The organism is Shewanella halifaxensis HAW-EB4, assembly GCF_000019185.1.
Taxonomy (GTDB): Bacteria; Pseudomonadota; Gammaproteobacteria; order Enterobacterales; family Shewanellaceae; genus Shewanella; species Shewanella halifaxensis.
The window spans coordinates 2927991-2952529 of record NC_010334.1; the positions used below are offsets into that span (position 1 = coordinate 2927991).

General features: G+C 45.4%; 21 protein-coding genes. 10 read left to right on the plus strand and 11 right to left on the minus strand.

Features of this window, described 5'->3' with window-relative positions; all coding sequences use genetic code 11:
- Positions 1 to 2: 2 nt before the first annotated feature.
- Positions 3 to 977, plus strand: coding sequence for an ABC transporter permease (locus SHAL_RS12635; protein ID WP_223296190.1), 975 nt, complete (start codon positions 3 to 5; stop codon positions 975 to 977).
- A 149-nt stretch (positions 978 to 1126) separates the two neighbouring features.
- On the plus strand, positions 1127 to 2488 hold the full coding sequence (locus SHAL_RS12640) for an alpha-glucosidase/alpha-galactosidase (protein ID WP_012277513.1): 1362 nt from the start codon (positions 1127 to 1129) through the stop codon (positions 2486 to 2488).
- Between the two features lie 174 nt (positions 2489 to 2662).
- On the opposite strand, the gene SHAL_RS12645 is transcribed toward SHAL_RS12640, so the two are convergent.
- Complete coding sequence (locus SHAL_RS12645) at positions 2663 to 4237, minus strand: methyl-accepting chemotaxis protein (protein ID WP_012277514.1); 1575 nt, start codon at positions 4235 to 4237, stop codon at positions 2663 to 2665.
- A 217-nt stretch (positions 4238 to 4454) separates the two neighbouring features.
- Positions 4455 to 5969 carry a dipeptidase gene (locus tag SHAL_RS12650; RefSeq protein WP_012277515.1) on the minus strand — a complete coding sequence of 505 codons (1515 nt, stop codon included), beginning with the start codon at positions 5967 to 5969 and terminating at the stop codon, positions 4455 to 4457.
- Positions 5970 to 6179: 210 nt separating this feature from the next.
- Here SHAL_RS12650 and SHAL_RS12655 point away from each other — a divergent pair, with 210 nt between their 5' ends.
- Positions 6180 to 8369, plus strand: coding sequence for a M3 family metallopeptidase (locus SHAL_RS12655; protein WP_012277516.1), 2190 nt, complete (start codon positions 6180 to 6182; stop codon positions 8367 to 8369).
- A gap of 89 nt (positions 8370 to 8458) precedes the next feature.
- Here SHAL_RS12655 and SHAL_RS12660 read toward each other — a convergent pair whose 3' ends face one another.
- Positions 8459 to 8641 (minus strand): hypothetical protein, encoded by a 183-nt coding sequence (locus SHAL_RS12660; RefSeq protein WP_041415995.1) that lies wholly within the window; start codon positions 8639 to 8641, stop codon positions 8459 to 8461.
- Positions 8642 to 8805: 164 nt separating this feature from the next.
- The gene (locus SHAL_RS12665; protein ID WP_041415996.1) at positions 8806 to 9171 is read right to left on the minus strand and encodes a hypothetical protein; all 366 of its coding nucleotides are present in this window, start codon (positions 9169 to 9171) and stop codon (positions 8806 to 8808) included.
- Between the two features lie 211 nt (positions 9172 to 9382).
- On the opposite strand from SHAL_RS12665, the gene SHAL_RS12670 reads away from it, so the two are divergent.
- A complete protein-coding gene (locus SHAL_RS12670; RefSeq protein ID WP_012277518.1) occupies positions 9383 to 9994 on the plus strand; it encodes a DUF938 domain-containing protein in 612 nt (203 codons plus the stop codon).
- Here the strand turns inward: SHAL_RS12670 and yjjG are convergent.
- Entirely contained in the window at positions 9991 to 10677 is a 687-nt protein-coding gene (gene yjjG, locus SHAL_RS12675; protein ID WP_012277519.1) for a pyrimidine 5'-nucleotidase, read from the minus strand. The two genes, SHAL_RS12670 and yjjG, sit on opposite strands and share 4 nt — an antisense overlap.
- 198 nt (positions 10678 to 10875) lie before the next feature.
- A complete protein-coding gene (locus tag SHAL_RS12680) occupies positions 10876 to 12666 on the minus strand; it encodes an acyl-CoA dehydrogenase C-terminal domain-containing protein (protein ID WP_012277520.1) in 1791 nt (596 codons plus the stop codon).
- 219 nt (positions 12667 to 12885) lie between these two features.
- Here SHAL_RS12680 and SHAL_RS12685 point away from each other — a divergent pair, with 219 nt between their 5' ends.
- The 6 genes from SHAL_RS12685 to SHAL_RS12715 all read left to right on the plus strand — a co-directional run bounded on the left by SHAL_RS12685 (position 12886) and on the right by SHAL_RS12715 (position 19647).
- A complete protein-coding gene (locus SHAL_RS12685) occupies positions 12886 to 13731 on the plus strand; it encodes a D-hexose-6-phosphate mutarotase (RefSeq protein WP_012277521.1) in 846 nt (281 codons plus the stop codon).
- Positions 13732 to 14646: 915 nt separating this feature from the next.
- A complete protein-coding gene (locus tag SHAL_RS12695; RefSeq protein WP_041415998.1) occupies positions 14647 to 17985 on the plus strand; it encodes an intermembrane phospholipid transport YdbH family protein in 3339 nt (1112 codons plus the stop codon).
- A 102-nt stretch (positions 17986 to 18087) separates the two neighbouring features.
- Positions 18088 to 18288 (plus strand): YnbE family lipoprotein, encoded by a 201-nt coding sequence (locus SHAL_RS12700; RefSeq protein WP_012277524.1) that lies wholly within the window; start codon positions 18088 to 18090, stop codon positions 18286 to 18288.
- Positions 18289 to 18312: 24 nt separating this feature from the next.
- Positions 18313 to 18633: a YdbL family probable chaperone protein gene (locus SHAL_RS12705; RefSeq protein WP_012277525.1), complete on the plus strand. Its 321-nt coding sequence runs from the start codon at positions 18313 to 18315 to the stop codon at positions 18631 to 18633.
- A gap of 133 nt (positions 18634 to 18766) precedes the next feature.
- A complete protein-coding gene (locus SHAL_RS12710) occupies positions 18767 to 19174 on the plus strand; it encodes a lysozyme inhibitor LprI family protein (RefSeq protein ID WP_012277526.1) in 408 nt (135 codons plus the stop codon).
- Positions 19175 to 19206: 32 nt separating this feature from the next.
- Positions 19207 to 19647, plus strand: coding sequence for a hypothetical protein (locus tag SHAL_RS12715; protein WP_041415999.1), 441 nt, complete (start codon positions 19207 to 19209; stop codon positions 19645 to 19647).
- Positions 19648 to 19662: 15 nt separating this feature from the next.
- Here the strand turns inward: SHAL_RS12715 and SHAL_RS12720 are convergent, their stop codons facing one another.
- From SHAL_RS12720 to SHAL_RS12740, 5 genes are all read right to left on the minus strand, one after another.
- A complete protein-coding gene (locus SHAL_RS12720; RefSeq protein ID WP_012277528.1) occupies positions 19663 to 20187 on the minus strand; it encodes a GDYXXLXY domain-containing protein in 525 nt (174 codons plus the stop codon).
- Positions 20177 to 21334, minus strand: coding sequence for a DUF4401 domain-containing protein (locus SHAL_RS12725; RefSeq protein WP_012277529.1), 1158 nt, complete (start codon positions 21332 to 21334; stop codon positions 20177 to 20179). The genes SHAL_RS12720 and SHAL_RS12725 overlap by 11 nt, the downstream gene beginning before the upstream one ends.
- On the minus strand, positions 21324 to 22388 hold the full coding sequence (locus SHAL_RS12730; RefSeq protein ID WP_150102091.1) for a DUF2157 domain-containing protein: 1065 nt from the start codon (positions 22386 to 22388) through the stop codon (positions 21324 to 21326). Before SHAL_RS12730 ends, SHAL_RS12725 begins: the two co-directional genes overlap by 11 nt.
- Positions 22389 to 22506: 118 nt before the next feature.
- Positions 22507 to 23646, minus strand: a complete 1140-nt coding sequence (locus tag SHAL_RS12735) for an AI-2E family transporter (RefSeq protein ID WP_223296191.1) — start codon at positions 23644 to 23646, stop codon at positions 22507 to 22509.
- Between the two features lie 13 nt (positions 23647 to 23659).
- Positions 23660 to 24337: a potassium channel family protein gene (locus SHAL_RS12740; RefSeq protein ID WP_012277532.1), complete on the minus strand. Its 678-nt coding sequence runs from the start codon at positions 24335 to 24337 to the stop codon at positions 23660 to 23662.
- Between the last annotated feature and the right edge of the window lie 202 nt (positions 24338 to 24539).

Consider the following 24539-nt stretch of genomic DNA (forward strand, 5'->3'; position numbering starts at 1 on the left):
TTATGCAGCATCGAGCCCCAGTGCTAACTGCAATTATGCTGGTGGGGATCTGGCTGCTATTTACAATATATAGCCCGCAAACTTTCCTGCATGGGCGGATCTACACCTCATTTATGTCGACCATCCCCTTTACTGCCATTCTGGCTTTTGGTTTGACCCTGCTGGTGATCGCGCGGGAAATTGATATGAGCTTCCCCGCTGTTGTGGCGCTGGGGGGCTTTGTTTTTGGGGTTATCTTCGAGGCTACCCTCTCCCCATCAATCGCATTCATTGCAGCCATATCGGCAGGGGTGGCATGTGGCCTGCTTAACGGTTTGCTGGTGGTCTGTTTTAGGATCCCTTCGATTATCGTCACTATTGGCACCCAGTTCTTTATTGGTGGCCTGACGACAGTTCTTGCCGATGGTTTAGCCTTGAGTCTTCCTGTTTTACGGGAAACCTGGCTACATGGCTTAATGGTGGGCCGGATTGCCGGTGTTGTTCCCGCACAAGCCGTGTGGTGCTTAGTCATCGGCGCGGCATTTTGGCTTATTTTATCTCGCCACACCTTTGGCGATAGCGTCAACTTTACGGGTGATAATCCCAAAGCTGCGAGCTTAATGGGCGTTCCTGTCGAGCGCACCCGCGTACTGTTGTTCATTATCATGGGCGCGCTCTCAGCTCTGGTCGGTGTATTTATTACGCTAGAGATGAGTAGCTGGTGGCCCAACCAAGGGCAAGGTTACATGCTGTTGGTATTCGCCTCGGTATTTATTGGCGGCACCTCGGTGCTCGGCGGCCGTGGTACCTTAGTGGGCACACTATTTGGCGCCTGTATTATCGGGATATTAGAGGCGGGGATCATCAGTGGCGGCTTAGCCGGATTTTGGACTCGCCTAGTGTATGGGATAATTATTATTGCCTCACTCGTCACCCACAGTGTGCTGCTTAAACAACACAAGGGCGCTTGGCGACAGCTATTTCTTAACCGTGGTTAAGTCATGGATCTTGTAGAATGGCTTTTGTAAATTAAGGTTATAAAGATGACAAAAATTACAATTATTGGTGCTGGACATTGGCAGAGTGATGTTCACTTGTCAGCGGCATTAAGTGGTGAAGTGTTGAGTGGTGAATTAAGGTGTGCGCTATGACAAAAATTACGATTATTGGTGCTGGCAGTGTAATGTTCACTCGCCAACTCGTTTCGGCGCTGCTCTCCTATCCTGCACTGCAGAAGATGCATCTGGAGCTCATGGATCTCAATCCTCAGGTGCTTGCCCGCAGCGAAAAGTTGATCACTCTGATGGTTGCACAGGCCAAGGTGCCCGTAACTGTGAGTGCGACTACTGACAGGAAGCAAGCGCTCATCGGTGCTGATTTCGTGCTCAACCTTATTCAAGTTGGTGGCCTCGAGCCATGGCGTCTTGATATCGAGATCCCTGCAAAATATGGGGTTATCCAAGAGGTGGGGGATACGATGGGGCCAGGTGGTATTTTCAGGGCTCTGAGGCACATCCCGCCAATGGTTGAGATCCTTAAAGATATGGAGCAGGTCTGCCCCAATGCCTTGTTTATCAACTATGCCAATCCGTTAGCGCCACTGACATGGGCGGCGAAGGAATTTAGCACTATAAAAAGTGTGGGTCTCTGTTATGGCGTACGTTACACCGTTGCACAATTAGCTGGCTATTTAGGGCTTGGCGAGTGGATTGAGCATCCATCTACGCCTGAGATCTGGCAGCAGCTAATGTATAAAGAGGTGCCCGGCGAGATAGACTATGAGTTTGCTGGCATCAACCATATGACCTGGATAACTAAGCTGACGGTCGATGGGGAAGATAAGCTTGCCGATATTCAGCGCATTGTCGATGATCCTAAGGTCTATGCTGCCGATGGTGTGCGCTGCGAGGTGCTTAAATTCTTCGGCCACTGGTGTACAGAGAACCACTGGCACTGCAGCGATTACCTGCCCTATTTTAGAAAAAATGAAGCGATGATAAATGAGTTTCTACCCAACCGCTGGAACCTGTTAGCACTTGAAGAAAAAGTTCATGCGGCAGGCAAGCTAGAGGTAGATGCTCAACTGGCTGGAGAGAAGGATTTTGTGATCGCCCCCAATATGCTCAATGCCCCTAAGCTTATCAACGCCATCGTCAGCGGTGAGCGAACCCGGATCAACGGTAATGTCGCCAATCAGCAGCAAGATGGTCTGTTAATCGATAATCTGCCACAAAACTGTGTGGTTGAAGTGCCTATCTGGGCGGATAGCAAAGGGCTACACCCACAGCCTATGGGCAGATTACCCACCCAGTGCGCCAGCTTAATTAAAACCAATACTGCAGTGCAGGAGCTGATAGTTGAAGCGGCGCTTAATCGCGATCTCGATGCCGCCCGATATGCATTGTCACTCGATCCTGTCACTGCAACAGTTTGTACTCTTGAGCAGATAGATGCCATGTTCAAAGAGATGGTTGAAGCGCAAAAACAGTGGCTACCCGAGTTTAATTAGCGATATACCCATCACATTAAATATGTGCTCATTCAGCGGGAGACTCTGCTTTCCCGCCTCAGATTGTCCTAGGATCTAGAACCTGCTTTTCCTAGGACCTTCTTTCACAATGCCCCATAAAAAAACGCAGTTTAACTAAACTGCGTTTCTCGTTTATCCACTTTGTGACGAAAACTAAACCTTTCTCTGTACGCTCTGTTCCCAGAACTGTCTTGATAAATTGTGGGTCTTGGTCGATAAACGCGACACCTGCTCGCCTCGCTGTGATGCATCCAGCGTTTGCTCCAAGCTCTCTAGCGACAACTCACTGATCACCTGAATAGAGTGGCTAATATCATTTGCAACCGTGGTTTGCTGAGTCATAGCGCAGGCGTTTTCATCACTCATCGAATTCATTCTTATAATGGACTCTCTGAGCGCTTCAAAAGATTCATCTACCTGCTTGGCTAAGTCAACAGATTGCTCCGCCTTACGCTGACCCGCAGCCATAGTTTTAGCCGCCCTTTCGGTGCTTTCTCTAAACTTACTGACGATAGCTTCAATATGCGAAGTCGATTCACTGGTACGACTTGAAAGTTGACGTACTTCATCGGCCACGACAGCAAAGCCTCGTCCTGACTCGCCAGCTCTTGCGGCCTCAATAGCCGCGTTTAATGCCAACAGATTCGTCTGCTCGGCGATACCACGAATAACATCCAATACATTATTAATGTCTTGGCTATCTTGCTCAATCGATGCGACTACTGATGCAAAGTTGCCCACCTCATCTTTAAGCTGATTGATAGACTCAATAACCCGCACCAGCAACTCATGGCCCTTTTCTGCCGAAAGATTACTGACTGACATTTCCCGTGCAGCGCTATGAATATTTTGACTCACCTCATTAAAGCTGGCACTCATCTCTTCCATTGCAGTTGCCGCTTGGCTAGTCTGCATGCTTTGGCTATCGGCACGCTGACGAGTGTTCGCTATGGTAGCGTTTAAGCTGGCGCTAAGGGATTCAATTGAGCCTGCAGAATCCGCCATCCTGCCCACTACGCCTCCGGTTTCGGTCAGTAAAAACTGTAGAGCAAAACCAATTTTGCCAATTTCATCTTGTCGACCCGTAAATACGCCCGCGGCTAAAGGATCATCAATGGTATTTCTAGCCTGAGACACTAGAGTATTAAACGGCTTTAAAATAACACTTAACCCCGCGATACCAACCACTGTGGCTAGAATGGCCGCAGCTATGGGGGAGTAACTTGATAGCCCCGCAGCGATAACTACGGTTAACATCAGCCAAACATACAGCTTAGCGCTAAAGCCCAATAAAGGTTTGCGTATAGCCTTGGGCTGCTTCCCCTTTTGAATAGCTTGATAGATGCCTTGGGCTCGATTGATTTGCTCCGGCGTGGCCTTACGGCGTACCGATTGATACTCGTGGATTTTACCGTTTTCAAAGACGGGTGCCACATAGGCATTGACCCAGTAGTGGTCGCCATTTTTACTGCGATTCTTAACAATCCCCACCCAAGGCTTACCTGTTTTAATACGCGACCAAAGCGACTCGAAAGCCGCCTCCGGCATATCGGGGTGACGCACCAGATTGTGAGGCTGTCTATGCAACTCATCAAAACTGTAGCCACTCACATTGATGAAGCCTTCATTTGCATACTTAATATTACCGTTAAGGTCCGTCGTCGACAGTAATATGCAATTGTCAGTTAATGTTTTTTCTGTTTGCGTGACCGGTTGGTTATTTCGCATTGTTATTAGTCTTATTGCTTAAACAAGATAGCAGCGATTCTGACAAGATCAGATAATGAAATCATTGATTGCTATCAACAAACGACATTCTGCTCATGATAAATCATGACAAATATCACATTGTTAATAAAACGCTGTATCACGAACTTTAGCAAACACTTTACTCACACACACGGTCATGATCCGGGGTTTAAACTCCTGTCATGACTGTGTATCGTTACTGGCTCGCCGCGAGTTCGATAAATGCCGCAGTGTACATCTTTAAGTTCAGCATAAATTGTTGGTAAGTAATAAACTCATTTTCACTGTGTCCCGTGTATTCAACGCCCGGCATAGCGGGACCAAAACTCAAGGCATTGGGGAATAGTTTACTGTTGGTCGAGCCGCCGATAGCGACAGGTTGTGGGTTATCAGTATCGGTATAGTGACCAAAGATACTCAGTAAGGTCTCCAAGTGTGGAGCACCCTCCATCACCATAGGTTTCCCCCAGTAAGTATCAATCCCCACTAACTGGACATGATTGTTAGCCTGCCAACGCGCCATTGCAAAGAGAGTTTGCTCATCCAGAAGCTCAGCCGTTTTACCTTTAGGGCGGCGAAGGTTAATGGTGATCTTAGTGCCTGCGACGCCTTGTTTGACCACCGTCGGGGCTAGGCTCATCGCGCCCATAAACTCATCTTTATAAGCAATATCACCAAATTGTTCACCGTAGTGACCTAAACCGACCATGTCATCAATAAATTTCTGGGTTAACGATGCTGTCGATTTGGGCCAAGTGCGGATTGAAAGTAACTCTGCAAGATGAGTAACCGCATTTATACCGTCTTCAGGCGTTGAGGAGTGCGTAGACTTACCATCGGCAAAAATAGTTAAACTCTCCTGAGTTTGCTTAAAGCGATACCTCATCTGTGGTTGTAATTCGGCCTTCTTTTTAAACGCCGCGAGCAGTTCACTATTCACATTGATAAGCTTAGCAAACGCTTGCTGTGGCACTTGACTTGCAAATGAGCCACCATTAAATTCGAGCAGTTGAGGTTCACTCGTCGTTGAGTCTGATTGGATATTGGGGATGGTAAAGGCAATTTGACTCCAACCTTTTTCCGCGGTAACCACAGGATATTCGGCATCGATGGTGATATTTATGTTTGCGGGGGTATAACTTTGTAAGAAATCTCTCAACGGCTGCCAATCTGACTCCTCGGCCATATAGACCATTAACTCTATACGCTTATTTAAGCGAATATCATTGTCTTTTATCGACTTCATTGCGTACATGGCGGTCACTATCGGCCCCTTGTCATCCTCGGTGCCGCGACCAATAAGTTTACCCGGCTCAGATTGCGTATCCAGAATATAGGGACTCTGCAACCAGAGCTCAGGATCTGCAGGCTGCACATCCCCATGGGTAATTACGCCAAGTTTCTCCTCACTCTGTCCAAGGCCAATAAGTACAACATAACCATGATCGCTATAGTCTAATCCTAACCTATGGCTCAATGCCTTAAGTTCAGCTTTAAAGCCTATAAATTCAGGGTTGGTGTCGGGAGTCAATCCTTCTACAGCTTGTGTATTAAAACGCACTAAGTTGGCGAGATTCTCGACCATCGGTTTAGAATAGTTATCAACCGCGTAATCGGCGACCTTTTGCGATAGAGGTGAAACCGCCAATACTGAGGGTGATAACAGCGTCGATGCCAACAAAGGGGCGATAAGGTAGGGAAGGACTCTCATGGTATTCCATTTATGATTATCAATAAAACTCAGGCTAGCATGCCATAAAACAACCCTATAAATGTACAAAAAATAGCTAGGAGTACGCTTTGTTACAAATGATGCGGCTTTTGGGTAGATTTAACATATTAAACCGTGATATCTAAAGTGATTAACGTTAACGCACTTGCATTAACGTGAATTAACACAAGCATACTCGGGGATATAAATATGAAGGGATTAACCCTCAAACCAATCGTTTCAGCTGTCGCATTAGCATTAGCACTTAGTGCATGTAGTGCTTCCAATCCAAGCACGAATACGAGCACACAAACACTCGTCGCGCCTAATGTTGTTGCTCAGCAAATCATTGACAACAATGCCAGCAACCCATTTTTCAAGCCATATGATACCTATTTCGGAATTCCTGATTTCGCTAAAATCAAGCCAGAGCACTACCTACCCGCTTTCAAGGCTGGGATCGCACAACATCAGGCTGAAATTCAAACCATTATTGATAATCCTGATGCGGCAACTTTCGCTAACACTATTGAAGCGATGGAGTTTTCTGGAAACTTAACCACTAAAGTGGCTAGCGTTTTTTATAATCTAACGGGTGCAGACACTAACGAGGAGCTACAAGCAATCTCAAAAGACGTGGCGCCTATGCTGTCATCTGCAAGTGATGATATCTTGCTAAATGATGCCCTATTCCAGAAAGTGAAAACGGTTTATGACCAGCGCGATACTCTCTCTTTAAATGTTGCTCAGGCAAAACTGCTTGAAGATACCTACAAGTCATTTACTCGTGGCGGCGCCAACCTAAGTGAAGCAGATAAGACTAAACTGCGTGCGCTTAATGAACAAATTGGCAAACTGAGTCTAGAGTTTGGCGATAACCTGCTGGCCGAAACCAACGCATTTGAGCTAGTGATCGATAACAAGGCCAACTTAGCCGGTCTGCCTGACGACGTAATTAACACTGCGGCGCAAACTGCGACTAAGCGTGGCCACGACGGCAAATGGGTATTCACCACTTCACGCCCTTCTATCACGCCATTTTTAACCTATGCCGATAACCGCGAGCTGCGTGAAACCCTCTATAAAGGTTACGTTGAGCGCGGCAACAACGATAACGCCAATGATAACAAGAAGATTCTAGCCAAGATGGCAGCGCTACGTGCTGAGCGCGCCCAATTGATGGGTTATAAGACCCACGCGCATTTCGTACTCGAAGAGCGCACTGCGAAGACTCCAGAAAATGTCTACGAATTACTTAACAAGGTGTGGCCAGCGGCGCTTGCTCAAGCTGAATCTGAAGTGGCTGACATGCAAGCACTTATCGATTCTGAAGGCGGTGACTTCAAGCTTGCAGGATGGGACTGGTGGTACTACTCAGATAAGATCCGCGTTGCTAAATACAGCTTTAACGAGCAGCAAACTCGCCCTTACTTCTCATTAGAAAATACCCTTAAAGGTGTGTTCCATACCGCTAATCGCCTGTTTGGTATCACGGTGAAAGAGCGTACCGACCTGCCTAAGTACAACGACGAAGTGCGAACGTGGGAAGTGTATGACAAGAATGGCGAGCTAATGGCCATATTTATGGGTGACTACTTCGTTCGCGATAGCAAGCGTGGCGGCGCTTGGATGAACTCTTACCGTCAACAATACAACATGGATGGCACTGACTCTAAGCCAATCATCGTCAACGTACTTAACTATCCTCGTCCTGTGGGCGACGAGCCAGCACTGCTAACATTCGATGAAGCTAGCACCCTATTCCATGAATTTGGTCATGCACTGCACGGCATGCTTTCTGATGTTGAGTATCGCTCTCAAGCAGGCACATCTGTGCCACGTGACTATGTTGAGTTCCCATCTCAGGTGATGGAAAACTGGATGACTCAACCTGAGGTATTAGCGCAATTTGCCAAGCACTACAAAACCGGTGAAGTGATCCCACAAGAGCTAGTGAAGAAAATTCAAGCCGCAAGCAAGTTCAACCAAGGCTTTGCAACGGTTGAGTATATGGCGGCGACTAAGCTTGATTTAGATTGGCACACGGTGACCGACTTTATGCCAAAAGATGCGGCTAAGTTTGAAGCTGAGTCACTCAACAAGATGGGGCTTATCTCAGAGATCGCCCCGCGCTATCGGAGTACTTACTTCTCGCATATCTTCTCTGGCGGATACTCGGCAGGTTACTACAGCTATATCTGGTCTGATATTTTAGGGGCTGATGCGTTTGAAGCCTTTAAAGAGAATGGCATTTTCGATAAAGCCACTGCCGATGCCTTTAGAGACAACATCCTCTCTCAAGGTGGCAGCGAAGATCCTATGCAGCTATACAAACAGTTCCGTGGTAAAGAAGCGGGTATTGACCCACTACTACGCAGCCGAGGTTTATTGACTAAGTAAAATCGAACTAACCATTTGAAACTTTGTTAAAATGAAAACTCAAAAGGCGCCTATTAGTTAGTAGGCGCCTTTTTATCATTTGAGTTTAGCTAAGTTGCTGGAATAAATAACTGGTATAACCAGCGCGCACCATAAAACCCTGCGGGGATCCCTGCAATAACGCCAAGGGTTAACACAAGTAACTTTAGCCTTTTCTTATTTAGCTCCGATAAAAGAGCCATAATATCGGCATCATGCATCGGTTCTTGGGACTCAACCTTATTAGGCTCCATGTCTATTTGACTCCTTGTCTTATCCATCACACCCATCATTCACTACGCATAACGCATAACGCATAAGTGTAAACCAGATTAAGTTAAACGCTGGTATACATTTTGGTGTAAGAATGTTTTAAAACGACTAACTCTGCCTAACCGTGCCAATATAAGCTAACTTGCTAGCCTTGATTAATCACGATCAGTTTCTCAACAAAAGATTTCACGGCTTCTTTAGAGTCGAAGCTAAAGGCTAGACCATAATGGATACCGTTAACGCTCTTTTGGATACGCTTAGGAAATCGCGTCATCTCTGAGTAGTGGCAGTATTGTGCTTTGGCATTCACACCTTCAATTGCGGCGAGATCTGCTTTAAACACCTCATAAGCAGGACGGATCACCAATTGTGCTTGCTTGCCATCGAGATACAGATAAAACGGCTCCTTAAGCTTAGGAAGCATATATTCTGTCACTTTCTTGATTGAAAAATTCGTTCTGCATTCAAGTTCGCTTAGTAGCGATACAATCTCATTATGCTCAATAGCCAAAATTATGCCTGTTAACCTCAAAATTGGACTTAGATATTAACGTCTTTTACCTGCAACGCCTAAAACTAAATCTTATGGTTAAGTTTGATATACTGTGACCTTGTACTGCAGTCACAATCTTGTCGAGGCTGACCTGATTTACCCTGCAAGTTGAATTCAGTCGGTAGACAAGGTAAAACCAATACTCTGACCCTAAATCAAAGAAGCTATCGTGAACCAAGTTCCCTACTCTCAATCTTGCGAAAATAATAAATCAGCCATTTTGGCCGTGCTAATCCACAGCTTTAGCGATGTCAGCCAGGTGCTAGAGATTGGCAGCGGCACGGGGCAACATGCGGTTTATTTTGCCAAGCAGTTACCTCAACTTATCTGGCAAACCAGTGATCAATTGGCCTATCACAATGGTATCAACGCTTGGCTCGCCAAGCAGCCCAGTGATAATTTACGGGCACCTATCGAGCTAGATGTCACTCAGCCTTGGCCTGTAAACAAACTTGAGAATGACACCCTAGAAGGTATTTTTACCGCCAATACCTTACATATTATGTCTAAATCTATGGTCGAGGATTTTTTTAGAGGATTAGGAAAACACTTGGCAATAAAGGGCCAGTTTTGTGTTTATGGCCCGTTTAACTACGGTGGTGAATATACCAGCGCCAGTAATCGTCAGTTTGATAAATGGCTTTTTGAGCAGAACCCGCAAAGTGCGATCCGCGATATAGAGTGGATAACCGCACTAGCAGCGGCCCAAGGCTTGACGCTGGTCACAGACCACCCGATGCCTGCCAATAACCGCCTGCTGCATTTTGAGAAACGTGACTAAGCCATCATCTTATCGGACAACAGCAGACGTAGCTCACATAGGGAACCTACCTGATAATGTGGCTCTATATCATGGGGTTTCTCAGCGCCGTGACTATTGAGCCAACAGGTATGAATTCCGGCATTTAGCCCGCCAAGAATATCTGAGTGTGGGTTATCACCCACCATGAGTATCGACTCTTTTTTGGGGTGGCCCATCATCGCAAACGCATGATTAAAAATACCAACATCGGGCTTTGCCACGCCGACCTCTTCGGAGATCACCAACGGCGAGAAACGATTAGCTAGGCCCACTTTTTCTAAGCGAACGTTCTGTAATTCGGTAAAGCCGTTGGTAATAATGCCCATATTGACTCGGCCAGTAAGGCTATCTATCAACTCCTGAGCGCCGGGTAACAACTGACAAATTTCTGCCATGGCGGTGAGAAAATCGCTATTGAGTCTCTGGGTTGAAACTGTAAGTTTCTCCGCCCAAGATTCAAAACGGATATTTTGCAGCTCTTTTGCAGTCAACTTGCCATCTTGATAATCAACCCAAAGTGGTTGATTAACCGTTTGATAGTGCTGGAAGTCTTGACGGGTAAAATCCACATCAAAACGAGAGAACATCAACTGTAATCCTTGAAAAGCGTCGAAGTGAAACAAGGTCTCATCAGCGTCAAAAAGTACCCATTTGTACTGCATATCAATCCTAATTAAATAAAGACAGCCATTGCTGCTAAATAAAGTGCGGCAAGGTTATCTCAGTTTGGATATTTTTGTCTAAGTGCTTAGCGAAAATTCTATAAAAAAACGGCTTAATGTCGATGGGTTAGGCCTAAAGACAACCCCCCTCTATTAGCATAAGTAATAGAGGGGGGCATTTGCAAAGTGCAGCCATCCTTAGAATGCACTATCCTCAAATGCGACAATTTCAGCGCTTGCCGCCTGTATTTGTTTGCGTAAGCTTCGAGTCTGCACAGCCCAATAGCCCATATAAAATTCAGCTGTTTTCAACTTGTCCTGATAAAACGCCTTCTCTTCTGCGCCTTCAGCCAATTGATGCAGGGCTTTTTCGGCGATTCGAGTCCACATCCACCCCAGCGCCGTAATCCCTAAGATCTGCATATATGCCATGGAGGCTGCACCGATAATATCGGGGTTTTTAGCCGCATTTTCCGCAATGTAACCCGTGGCCTTTTCAAGATCGCCCGCCGCATCCATTAAGCCTGCGATATAGGGCTTCATTGCATCATTACCCATATTACGTTGAATAAGCAGTTTAACTTGTTCGGACCATAGCTGCAGAGTCTGCGCTTTATCAGACAGTATTTTTCGCCCGACAAGATCTAACGCCTGTACACCATTGGTGCCTTCATAGATCATCGCAATACGACTATCACGTACAAATTGCTCCATCCCCCATTCATGAATATAACCATGCCCGCCAAATACTTGCTGAGCATCGACACAAGCCTTAAACCCTTGGTCAGTCACAAAGCCTTTCACGATGGGCGTAAACAGTGCGGCAAGCTTTGACGCAGCTTTGGCCTGTTCAGGAGAACTGTGTCTTTCGGCTTCATCGAGCCAGAGCGCCTGTTGCCCCATTAGTGCACGAGTGCCTTCATTAAAGGCTTTTTGTGACAATAACATTCGGCGCACATCACCATGTACCAGAATGGAGTCAGCCGCTTGCGCTGCTTGCTTAACGCCGCTCAATGCACGGCCTTGAATACGATCTTTGGCATACGCTAAGGCATTTTGATAGGCGATTTCAGACACGCCTAATCCTTGAACTCCCACTCCCAGTCTAGCTTGATTCATCATGGTGAACATGGCGCGAAGACCCTGATGCGGCTCGCCCACCAGCTCGCCGATGGCGCCATCAAAGTTCATCACACAGGTCGAGTTACCGTGGATCCCCATTTTATGCTCAAGGCTTGCTGCATAAAGACTGTTGAGTTCACCTAAACTACCGTCATCGTTAATCAGTACCTTAGGCACGACAAACAGCGAGATCCCTTTTACGCCCTCTGGCGCGTCCGGTAACCTTGCTAACACTAAATGCACAATATTGTCGGTTAAGTCATGATCGCCAGAGGAGATAAAGATCTTCTCCCCAGTAATGGCGAACGAGCCCTCGCTTGCTGGTACGGCTTTAGTGCGTAACAATGCCAAGTCGGTACCCGCATGGGACTCAGTTAAATTCATGGTGCCAGTCCACTCACCACTGACTAACTTTTCTAAATACTTGGCTTTTAACTCATCACTACCGTGGGCATGAATGGCAGCGTAAGCACCATGAGTGAGTCCGGGATACATGGCAAATGCCATGTTGGTTGAAGTTTTCATTTCGGTGGCAAAAACACCGACCACTTCGGGCAACCCTTGGCCGCCAAACTCAGGATCACAGGTTAATGTCGCCCAGCCGTTATCGACATATTGTTGGTAGGCTTCAATAAAACCTTTAGGGGTTACGACCTTACCATCTTGCAAACGGCATCCCTCAATATCACCACTGCCATTTAATGGCAGCATAATATCGGTGGTGAAGTCTGCAACGCCTTGCAGTACGGTATCAATCAGCTCTGGATCAAACTCATCGAACCCTGTTAAGTGATCTTGCTGATAAATATTAAGCAGTTCGCCTAAAATAAACTGGTAATCACGTATTGGCGCTTGGTAAATAGGCATAGTGTCATCCCTTTCATTTCTTATTAGTCGTTATTAGTAATGGTCAGTGCTCTGACCACCATAACCAAGTTTGAGTAAAAACTCAGCAACATTTTCACTTTGTTTGTACAACAGAACAGCATTACCGTAAATACAGTCAAAACAAGGCTTATCTCTATATTGAAAAACGGGTAAGCTAATTAAATTATCCGCGCTAACGCTATGAAAGGACTACTCCCAATGGGCTCCGTCACCACGAACAAACATGCTAACGGCTTAGAGTATGTCGAAGTGAACACCGATTTGTGCAAAGCCAGAATTTTTATGCAAGGCGCACAAATTGATTACTTCGAACCCGTCGGTAAAAAACCACTATTATGGGTCTCCAGCGCCGATGATTATCAGCCCGGCAGCGGGATCCGTGGTGGTATTCCAGTGTGCTGGCCTTGGTTTGGAATGAATGATAACCCTGATTTCCCTCAACACGGCTTCGCACGCACACGAGTTTGGTCTCTCGAGTCAGTAAAGATGCGCGAGCAACAGGTGGATCTCAAGTTCACGCTTAAACTGAGTGATGAAGACAGGCAATATTGGCCCCATGATACCGAAGTAGAATTGCTATTTACCTTAAGTGACACACTCTCTGTAAGCCTTAAGAATACTAACCATGGTGATTATGATGTCAGCTTAACTCAGGCGCTGCATACCTATTTCCCCATCAGCAACATTCACCAACTAAAGGCGACGGGGTTTAGCGGGGCTAAATATATTGAATTTGGTAAAGGCCCCCACCCTCAAGAAGATGATAGCGTCAGCTTTACCCGTGAAACGGATCGTGTCTATACCGACTTAAGCGAATGCCAAGCGCTGCATACGCCAGATGGCATCATCGAAGTGCGCCGAGAAAACAGCAAAAGTGCTGTGCTTTGGAACCCATGGGTTGAGAAATCTGAACGCTTATCGCGCTTTAATAGCGATGACTATCTCACTATGGTCTGCTTGGAAGCGGCCAATGTATTAGAAGATAAGATCACCTTGGCACCTAACGAGAGTCACACACTCACGACCCATATTGGCTGGAAATAATAACGTGATAGAAGGTAAGCCTAACGTTAGGCTCACCTTCTCACTTAAGTTCGGCTGCAGTGAAAATCTAATAAGATCATCGCTGCAGTCGAATTAAACGAATACCCACGTGAAGCTTTTAATCGACACTCTCGCTGTGAAGCTTTAAAAAACCTCACCCGAAATACTAATCACATACATCACACCTAGCATCCACACCGATATCAAACTGTGCGCTCGCTTCATGTACCCCGTATTGGAATACTTCATCCTGCTCATGATGATTGCAGTTATGATTTCTCACTGTGGTAATCGAAAATACAAAGATGATAAAAAATAATAGATTACCAAAAAGCAGATAGGGAAGATTTCCAGACGTTCTGACACCAATAACAATGCAACCAAGCACATTAATCCCCAGCAACAAAAACATACTGTTTAATACAATGCTGGAACTTTCGATAATATGAAAGTAATGAAAAATAACCATTAGCACTAGAGAGCAAATGCATAATGCGGGAATGAAAACCAACAACCAACCCAAGTTTTTCAATCTAAACCTCTTCTTGTTAAACGGATCTATTAACTGATGTCAGCATTCGCTAAATAGTACTTCAGTAAAATGAATCGCTGACCCTTACGAATACCAAGACTCGCCACCTGTTGAGCAGTTAAGTAACAGATGGTTCAATTTGTATCAGATGGAATGGCTAACAACGAAAAAATATTTGAACTCAGTCACAACTCTTTGGTTTATTTAACCTTAACTAAAGCGAGTAACTGCCCTTCAGGCATTCATAGTCTTTAGCTTTATTGACAAGCAACTAAGTATCGTTCAGCTATTCAGCACTTTGGTTAAGATGTTAGAATCCTCTGACTATACTGAAAGCGAGAAGCAAACCGCTCCTTTAGCCAACGACAGACGGAACCTTGCTAGTGCAACAGGCAGTATCGAAAAATTGGAAACAAAAAGCCGCGCGCTTTACATTATTCTCACTCGTCACTTTAATCACACTTGTGACTCTCACTGGTGGGGTTGCTCTTTGGTATTATGAGCGCATCACGATGGATCTCGCCAACCAGTTTCTAGCGCCCTATAACACAAAAATCCACCAACTTAGCTTTAAACCCATCAGTTTAAGGCAATGGCATATATCGAGCACTGAATTAACCGTGGATGAAACAGAAGTTCAGATATCTGACATTGATATCTTACTCGATGAAAAAACACAGCTTTGGGCCTTTAAAGTCAGCGATCTTGCCGCTCTTTCCGTCGCTAAGGTTGATGTAAAGCTCGCACTAAGCGCATTAACCGCATCGCCCGAAGATAGCGGTGAAACGGGGCCCACCATAGCGCTTAACTTTGATGCATTTCCCGATATTGATCTCAAGCAGACGCACATCTCTATTAAAGGTGCCGATAGTTCTGCGCCAAGTCTTGAGCTAAATGGTCTGAGTTTAAGCAAGCACGGAGAGTTAAAAAGCCAAATCGATGTCAACCACAAGCCTCTGCTCTCTCTATCGGCAAAACTGACACCGAAACGATGGAGTGCAACCACTAGTGTTGATCTAACCCTGCTGCAATCCTTTAGTCGTCAATTAGCTGCGACCGAAAAAGCATTGCACGCCAAGCAGACTCAAATATCTTTGTCATCACAGAGTGAAGCTCAAGCAACAAGTCAGAAGAAAATCCATTCCCAAAACGAAAGTCTATTGGCACCGCTATACCGACTCACTCAAGCGATAGATGACAGGCATATTAGCATCGAGGCCAAGCTGGACTCACAGTTTACGCTTAATTTAAAAAACGCGCAGCTCAGCTCCAAGCACAGTTTGTTAGGAACCAGAGTCACCTTTAACGATTTCGCCAAGCAAACACTGCAGCCCATCAACCTTGGCTTGGGCCAAAAAGCACAAAAGGAACAAGAGCAGTTAGGCCGGCTAAATTTTGAGTTCGGCGGCCATATAGCCAGCCTCGAATTAACGGTTATGCCGTTTAAGCTGGTACTCGCCTTAGAGAATAGCTTAGCCGCATCTGACATCTTGGACAGTAGCCAAAAAAGCGATGAGCAGCTTCGTCGCATACTGCAACGACTCAATGATAAGCCGTTCGAGCAAGCGCTGTTTAATCTATACAAGCAGTTAAGCCCCAATGCTATAGCCGAAGAAAATGCCAAAGCTAAGAAAACAGGGCAAGCCAAGCAGAAACGCCCTAGCCTGATGCTCAGTCTTGATGATGGATTAAGCTACCAGATCGAACAACAAAATCTATCAGTGCCAAAACTCGCGCTATTTTTAGAAGACAGTAAGCTCGATGCCGAGCTGTTAGTTTCATCTTTAAACTACCAACCCCTTGAAAGCCAAACTGCATCGACGCCCACGGAGCCAAGCTCTACGACAATCTCTACTACAAATGATTATAAACTCAGCGCAAACTGGCAACTTAAGGCATCGCATGAGCAATCTCTTAGCCTCAATAAGTTATGGCCCAAGCTAAGTGAACTAGCTTACCAGATTGAGATAGGCGAGGCCTCGTTGGGTATGCAGGGCGGATTAACGGCAACTCAGGCTAAACAGCTGTCCCACTACCGCATCACAATCGCTAGCGGAGCCTCCCAAACGAGCAAGGCAATAACGCTAAGCAATTCAGCGAAAGTGGCTGATAACAAGACTTCACCTTCACAGCTTAATACTCATATTGGCCAGACACAGCTGACCCTAAACTCGCCTTTTGAATACAATTACAGTCAGAGTCAAAACCAGAGTCAAAACCAACTAACCATCCCAGCGCTTCGCTATCGAGTCACAGACTTAACAGGTGACTTACAACTCAACAATGCACTTGAGGAGCACTATAAGCTGCAGCTAGATGGTATTGACTTCGCGTTACAGCAAGCCATCCCCCTGATGTTTAAATCTCGCAAGGCTCATGCTGCTCATGTTAAAGATGACTCATCGTTTGTCTCTCAGCTTCTGAGTCACAAACTAAGTAATCAAATCGACTTAACGCTAACTCAACTCAGCCTAGACAAGTCAGGCTATAATCGCGCGCTCCATATACAAAGCAGTAAAGCCAACAAACACAAAAGACGTCAGATTAAACAAAAGCTCGCTCAGTTCGATACGATTGAACTAACCCAAACGCTAACCCTTAATCACCACCGGTTAGACAGTGATGAAAGCTGGCAAATTAATGATCTTTACCTCACTAGCCAGCATCAGTTTACCCCCAATTTAAGCGATTTAAGCCGTTTTAACTTAAGCGGAGACTGGCAATTTAGCAGCGAATTCGCACCAATTTTGGCATTTTTAAGCCAAACCGACAGCTTACCCAATTCGCTCGATATTCAAGGCAATGCCAAGCTTGCCATGCATTACCAGCTTACTAGAAATCAACAGCTTGGCTTTAATCTAACCCTAGACCCACAGGTGAGTAATATTCAAGGTAGCCTTAATAACCTGCCCTTCGAAGGCGGAAATATAGATACCCAATGTCAATTTAATTGGCAACAAGATAGCGCCAATAAACGCGCCAGTGCATTTAACTGCGATAATATAAAGCTCTCTCTGCAAGCGTTTAATCCTGGTGTACTGATCACCGATGTCAACGCCGAAGCCGCGGTTTCATTCGCCACGGAATCAAACATCACCGAACCGGCAGATCCTGTAGAAAGCCAAGACAAGGCTAAAAACTTAGCCTTAGCGCAGCAACTTCTAGGGGTCAAACAAGCGTCGGTAGGCCTTACAGCGCGAGGGAACTTATTAAGCGGGCAGCTACTGATCCCAAAGTTTCAGTTGAACTTAAGAAAGCCCTCTTCAGCTTACTTTGTATTACAACACATCAGTCTTAAGCAGCTGCTGGCAATCCATCCTCAAGTCGGGATCTACGCCGATGGCATCTTCGATGGCGTACTGCCCGTTAGCATCGAAAAGGGCAAAGCCAGTATTAGCGGTGGTAGACTCGCAGCTCGCGCCCCCGGCGGCATAATTGCCATAGGTAATAATCCCGCCGTAGAACAGATGCGACAAAGCCAACCTTACCTCGAGTTCGCTTTCTCCGCCCTAGAACACCTAAACTATTCTGAGCTTTCGAGCAGCTTCGACATGAACGCCCTAGGCGATGCCAAGCTTAAGGTGAATATAAAAGGACGCAGTCAAGGTATTGAACGACCGATCCACTTCAACTACTCTCAAGAGGAGAACATGATACAGTTGCTCAGAAGTTTACAGATCGGCGATAATTTGCAGGAGCAGATTGAACGTGCAGTTAAATAATCATAAAGGCTGTCAAAGAGTTATGATTGATTCTCTGTATTTTCAGATAATACCGATTTAGACCTCAAACCAGCCCAACCCGATAAGGAAAAGGATAAGCCAATGAAAACATTGCATAATCCGAAAATATTATTAAGCGTGATGCTCGCGCTATATGCATTAGTTGGTTGTAGCCCAACGGTTAAGATTGAGCCACCAGATAAACCTATTGTGATTAATCTCAACGTGAAGATTGAGCATGAAATTAAGATCAAAGTCGATAAAGAGTTAGATCAACTCTTAGCCAACGACGAACTATTTTAAGCAAAGGAATTAAAGGAGATCACGATGAAGTCAAAATTACTTGTGCTAGTTGCAAGCCTAATACTTAGCTTTAATGCCTTTGCAATCTCACTGCAAGATGCCAAGGCTCAAGGTCTAGTTGGTGAACAGATCAATGGCTATTTAGGTGTGGTACAAAATTCTGCCGAAGCAAAAGCAGTTGCAAGCTCAGTGAATACTAAACGTAAAGCACACTATGAAAAAATCGCTAAGCAGAACAGCATCTCTGTCAGTGATGTCGCTAAGCTAGCCGCAGAGAGAGCCATTCAAGCAACCAAGAAAGGCCACTATATCCAAAGTAAATCAGGAAAATGGATTAAGAAATAACTTCTTTTCGCTAAGCGGTGAGCAAAAAGAGTCGTTCATCGCGGTAGCTGTGTGCCACACAGCTTATTAATCCTTAGCGTTAAGCTGGGGATTTTTTTCCAAGCTAAACCGATAGAAGATAACTAAGAGATCCATGAAAAAGTATATTCTTTTTACATTAGCGTTAGCTTCAACTGCATCGTTTGCAGATGAGATTAATTGCGACACTGCATACTCGACCATAGAGATAAACCAATGTGCAGCGATGGAGTTGGATGCCGCTAAAGCTGAGATGCAAACTTATTTAGCGAAAAGCTATGAGCACAATAGTTACGATCCCCAACTGATTAATGCTATTAAAGTGGCTCAAAATGATTGGCAGCAATATTTAACCTCTCACTGTGATTCGGTATATACCCAGTGGCGTGATGGTACCATTCGAGGTGTCATGGCGATTTCATGTAAGACAAGGCTGACAAAGCTGAGAACATATGAGATCTGGGATAACTTTTTAACTTATGTGGATAGTACACCAGCCGTGCTACCCGAACCAAAATTTTAGATAGCATTAGAAAACAGATAGGTAGTTAACAGATGAGCAGTCCACTTGGTGGTTTATATCTATCCTCCCTTAACCGGGATAAACAAGCCAAGTTTGACCTATCGCATCGGGTACGCGTCCAGCTTGATCTGAGCTTAATACTCAGTGATACAGTATTCAGTAATAAAGAGTTCGCAAATAATGAGCTCGGCGGTAAAGTGCTCATAGCAGAGAGTCGCCGTTTTTATGTTGGGGAAAGGCAAACATTCACATCTGAAAGGTGCTGTATCGACGTTGAAAGCGGCTTTGTAGACTCAGGCTTAACAACGACTCCCTCTAACCTGCTTAAGCTTAAGTGTCTGGTTAATTGTCAGCTAAATGATATTGAGTTTAACGGTCTACAAGAGGCTAACCTATCTCCCAATGAACCCGTCTCCAGCTTAGTCAACGGCAATGAGCAACTCAAAATCACCTTGGGTGCCAAGCCTGTTTAACATAAAAAGTGCAGGTTAAATCGGCTTAAAATCTTTATCTAACATGGACTCCAACAACAAATCCCCCTGCTCATTAACCCTAAACTGACCATACTTTGCCACTTCAAAGTGGCTCGCTTGTCCCTCTTCGAAAAAGTAAGCGTTGCTGGCAAACTTAATTTGATTGTGGCGTATTCGATATTGAATATGGATGATTTCATCTTCTTCATTTGGGGCGATTTCTTCTAATTCATTTTCTTTCTGGTCGTAACCAACAGACACCAACGAGGCCACTTGGTTGTTATCAAGCTTTACTTGCAATAAACCATCACCGGCGTCCATCTTAACTAACGGTCTCAGCTCAGCAGCAATAGCATAATTCAGTGCCATATAATCGCCCTGTATTAACGAGCGAGGATCCACTGGCGCAAGCGCTAAGCGCACCACTTTGCCATGAGCTAAATGCTGCTCTTTTTGATAGATATCCCAATTAACCAAGGTCAATATGGCAAAAATGGTCGCTATCAGAATATAAACTGAGATGGGTAACTTAACCTTCATGCTGCTCTCCCCCATGCTTATCCAGCTTAGGTAAAAGCCAAGTTAATAGTAACTTAGCTAAGATCAGTAATGCGCCTAATGAGATCAACCAGAGTGACTTTTCCAGTAGGGGTAACTGCAAACTGTAGTAGTACCATCCAATAAAACTCAATAATCCTGTAAGGCCTATGAAGAAAACGGCTCTTTCTCTGACGTAAAAGCCCAACATTATCACCAACACTGCTGCCGATAGACCCGTCATAGGGATAGCAAGCCCTGCCAGCAGCAGAATTGCTAGTGCGCTTATCTGCGCCTGCTTACTGCTCAGGCTTAAGGGTAATGACCGTAAAATCTGCACCAGCAATATGACTAAGACAATTAGCGTTGTAACTACTGATAACACATTGGTCCATGTAGCCAATATGGGAAGGTTATCTCCAGTGATTAATACAGATTGGCTGGCTGTTGAATGATTCGCTAAGAGTGGTAACTGAATGAGTATCACCCACAAGGCGAGCATATGGCCAAGGGCACTCAAACGGGCAAGATGTCTGCCGCTTTTACCGTGGTTCAACCAGACAATGGCAAACAGTAACATGATGAGCGTTGGCATAAGCTCAAGTAGACTTAGCTCATAACCAGCACCGACCAGACAGGCTATCATGGCAAAGCTCATCACATATTGGTGGCTAGCGTGCCCTATCCAAAACCAATTGAGCAGTAAAATACCCCCAAAGGTTAAATACCATGCGAGTCCAATATTCTCGCCTAAGCTGTCGGCGAACCAGCCTGTCATGCCATAGCCAAGCGACAGCAGTCCACATAGGCTTAAGGCGAGTGCCATCTGATTAACAAACAACGACTTAGCAGCCCTGAGGCGATAGAGCAAAATGCCAAAGCCGCTGTAAAATATCCCCACAATAGTCGCGAAGCCAGTGTCTAAATCATCGAAGAAGAGGTTAAAAAAGCTGATGCTAAAGGCAAGAATGAACAGTGAAGCCACCCAAGCGGCAAATGTTTGCATCAATTTTATATACCAAGGGCTTGGCTGAACGGTCTCAGGCATATTATCTTGACGGGTCAAATTCTGCGTTACGAATTCAGACCAAAGTTTTGCTTCACCTGCATCCAGACTCCCGCCACGATTAGAAAAGAGTTTATGCAACATCGTGCCCCCTATCCAGTTGAAAAGCTTGCTGACGCTGCTTAAGCCATAAAGAGAGCAAGCTCGTTGAGCCAATAATGGTTAACCCTAATACTAACAACATCCCCACGGGATCTTGCCCCTCAAGCACTAGGCGCAATAATAGGCTATTGGTGACAGCGACGAGGCTAAATCCGCCAATGGCGAGGACAAAGATCTGTTTAAGTATCAGGTTATATAGCAAGGCCCCGGCTGTAATGAATCCCAAATACCCCCCCAGCCAAACGAGTGCGTCTCCATCAAAAATCGCTTCTATCACCAATAGGGTTATACAGAAAACGGCAATAGTGATGGTGATATGTTGCAATAGAGGGGCTGCGAATCTTTGGGGGCGATAAGACGGTATATAGGCCAATGCGCCAAGCTTACCACTGAGTAACAAAAAGCTAAAATGCAGTAATAGATTGAGTAAAAATAACGCTTCTAACGCCAAATCAAACAGAAACAAACGACCAAATAAACCGGGAAAGGTTTGATAATAGAGCACGACAGCGAGGTTAACGAGTAAGCCCAATAACAACCACAGCAGCTCAGAGCCAGCCACCAAGGCAATAGGAACAATAAACAACGCCCAGAGTGCGAACAACTGCCAAGGATCCGCTCCCGTTTGGTAGGTCTGCCCGAGCAAGGCCAGCAAGCTGCCAATGATTACCGAGGTCGCGAACAACACCGCGTTTGCTGAGGTATAGCCAAATCCGAGCGGATCGCCGCGTTTAATTGCCCACATACGTAAAACAAGATATAAAGCCAGTGCCAATACAAGGGCTGACTCGACCAATGCAAATCGTGCCACCGAACTCATGCTTTGCCAATTAGCGGCAATAAAGAAGATAAGCCCCGAGCCTAACAGAAGCGCAGCTCCCCAGGTGAGCAACAGTTCATTTAGAGTGCGCCATTGCGTGCTATCAGGTTCATTTTCGGTAGCAACACTGACAAGAGACAGGGCTTGTGACAGTGACTTTTCAGGTATTGCCCCCTGTTGAAACCAACGCCAAACCACAGATTTTAAGTCATTCACTAGCGTGTTCCTTACATGTCGATATTGACGTCTATGCCAGACAATTATAATCGAGAGCCAATAAAAAAGGTGCACAATGGCACCCTTATGTGATTTAACTCATTATCGCAACAAACGCTTACTCATTGGCGCCATCATGACCAGGAGCCGTCACCAGCTTATCTTCGGCCTTGTTAAGCGCTTGGGAGCCTGTCGTTGCCTCCTCTTCGGTTTTTAGCCAAGTTATAAACAGCTCATACCAAATAGCCAAAATAACCGCCCCTAAGAACAAGCCAATGATACCAGCTGTGATCATGCCACCAATCGCACCAATTAGAATAACCGGCATAGGCACATCTACCCCACGCCCCATCAGCATAGGCTTTAAGAAACTATCTGAAATACCGGCGATCAGCACCCACACTGTAAATATGGTTGCTGGCGTCGAGTCATGAGTTGAGAACACATAGAAAATAAGCGGTAATACCACTAATAATGGCGGCAATTGAGCAATGCCCAAAATGAACACGATAAAGGTAAATATACCTGCTGCAGGAATGCTAAAGGTAAACAATGCCGAGCCAATCAAGATACTTTGAATAAACGCAACACCAACCACACCAAGCAATACACTGCGAATCGTGGCGGCAGTTAAACTCGTCCACTCTTCTCCGTGCTTACCAGCGACTCTGACCGCAACAGTACTCACTGCCGCCGCAGATTTCTCTGCATGCGCCATAAAACCACCAGCAATGGCCAGCGAAATAATAAACATCACTAAAGAACCTAAGCTGCTACCTAGCATACCTGCAGCGGCTGTTACTCCGGTTTTAATTTGCGGTAAAAAGTGCAGCACGGCTTTTTCTAAATTAGTCGCAAATAACGCCCAGATGTCATAAAGTTTATCGCCAATAAGCGGGATATCTGCGACTTTTTGAGTCGGGCCAGGAATGTCTACATCACCTGATTGCAACACTTCAATCATATGTGTGACCCCATCAAAAATTGAACTTGAAACAATCCAGAATGGCGCAATAAGCAATATAATCCCCGCTAACGCAAGAATTGACGCTGCGAGCCCGCGGCGTCCTTTTAATGCCCTTTCAAGTTTCTGAGTAATAGGCATCAGCGCTACCGCTATAATCGCCCCCCAAAGTACTGGGATAACAAATGGCTTGATAATATCGAAGGTCCAAACAATCAGAATAAACAGCAAGCCGATCCTTATTGCCGATTCCATCATATTGCTGATGAACAACTTATTTTGATTATGTTGCATAGGATTTTCCATATTAACCTTCCTGTTGGGTTGATTTCTGTGCCAATCCAGCACTCACCAAACTTGCCACGACAATCGCCATGTAAAACACGCCGGCAATGGCCTCCATATATACCGCAACCTGCGCAAAAGGCGTATTGGGGCTGATATCACCGTAGCCTAATGTCGTCAGGGTAACAAAACTAAAATAAGCCATCTGTGAAAAATTTTGCCCCCAGGCGCTATGCTCTATCCCAGAAAATGCGTTAGGCGATAATGCTAAAATCAGCAAGTAAACCAAAGCCCACATTAGGCCTAGCAGTAGAAAAAGTGCAATAGACCCAACCACTTGATTACCACTAACCGCCCCCGAAAACAGGACCTGCTTTGCTATAGAGCTAAAGGTGCCCCAGAAAAACGCAAACATTAACCCAAGCATAAAAAGGTCAAGGTGGGGGATAGTGACAAAACGTTTACTGATAGCTGTTAGCAGCCAAATAACGATTAGCACCTGCATAAAGCGCTTCCAACTCTTATCGACACCTAAGCTAATCACGCAAACTAAAAAAGTGATTGCAATAACGCCTTCGAGTAAGGATTCCAGCATGCCGCCCATTAGGGACTTAGCCAAAGATGCACTCAACAGCAGCACGACAAGTGCTCCTGTCATATAATAGAAGTTATTCTGCTTATTAATTCTTCGCTGGTTCAAACTTGCGCTTCCTTGTCAGTTATCGTCTATTGTGCTTAAAACGTTACATTCACTGGGCTAATTCTTCTAATACAATAGCTTACTTTCCAATCGATTACCGAATATTTTTAACATTTAACCCAGTAATTAACTCAATTTCTCATTCGCTCGTCAACTTAAGCATCTCAGGATCTCAAGCAGTAAAGAATCCACCTTCTGAAGT

Excerpts from the sequence above, each read along its gene's own strand:
- SHAL_RS12720 (WP_012277528.1), bottom strand. The coding sequence starts at position 20,187 with ATGAAGGTTAAGTTACCCATCTCAGTTTATATTCTGATAGCGACCATT.
- SHAL_RS12640 (WP_012277513.1), top strand. The coding sequence starts at position 1,127 with ATGACAAAAATTACGATTATTGGTGCTGGCAGTGTAATGTTCACTCGC.
- yjjG (WP_012277519.1), bottom strand. The coding sequence starts at position 10,677 with ATGCAGTACAAATGGGTACTTTTTGACGCTGATGAGACCTTGTTTCAC.
- SHAL_RS12735 (WP_223296191.1), bottom strand. The coding sequence starts at position 23,646 with ATGCAACATAATCAAAATAAGTTGTTCATCAGCAATATGATGGAATCG.
- SHAL_RS12650 (WP_012277515.1), bottom strand. The coding sequence starts at position 5,969 with ATGAGAGTCCTTCCCTACCTTATCGCCCCTTTGTTGGCATCGACGCTG.
- SHAL_RS12725 (WP_012277529.1), bottom strand. The coding sequence starts at position 21,334 with ATGTTGCATAAACTCTTTTCTAATCGTGGCGGGAGTCTGGATGCAGGT.
- SHAL_RS12655 (WP_012277516.1), top strand. The coding sequence starts at position 6,180 with ATGAAGGGATTAACCCTCAAACCAATCGTTTCAGCTGTCGCATTAGCA.
- SHAL_RS12705 (WP_012277525.1), top strand. The coding sequence starts at position 18,313 with ATGAAGTCAAAATTACTTGTGCTAGTTGCAAGCCTAATACTTAGCTTT.
- SHAL_RS12685 (WP_012277521.1), top strand. The coding sequence starts at position 12,886 with ATGGGCTCCGTCACCACGAACAAACATGCTAACGGCTTAGAGTATGTC.
- SHAL_RS12645 (WP_012277514.1), bottom strand. The coding sequence starts at position 4,237 with ATGCGAAATAACCAACCGGTCACGCAAACAGAAAAAACATTAACTGAC.
- SHAL_RS12635 (WP_223296190.1), top strand. The coding sequence starts at position 3 with ATGCAGCATCGAGCCCCAGTGCTAACTGCAATTATGCTGGTGGGGATC.
- SHAL_RS12710 (WP_012277526.1), top strand. The coding sequence starts at position 18,767 with ATGAAAAAGTATATTCTTTTTACATTAGCGTTAGCTTCAACTGCATCG.
- SHAL_RS12680 (WP_012277520.1), bottom strand. The coding sequence starts at position 12,666 with ATGCCTATTTACCAAGCGCCAATACGTGATTACCAGTTTATTTTAGGC.
- SHAL_RS12715 (WP_041415999.1), top strand. The coding sequence starts at position 19,207 with ATGAGCAGTCCACTTGGTGGTTTATATCTATCCTCCCTTAACCGGGAT.
- SHAL_RS12700 (WP_012277524.1), top strand. The coding sequence starts at position 18,088 with ATGAAAACATTGCATAATCCGAAAATATTATTAAGCGTGATGCTCGCG.
- SHAL_RS12660 (WP_041415995.1), bottom strand. The coding sequence starts at position 8,641 with ATGGAGCCTAATAAGGTTGAGTCCCAAGAACCGATGCATGATGCCGAT.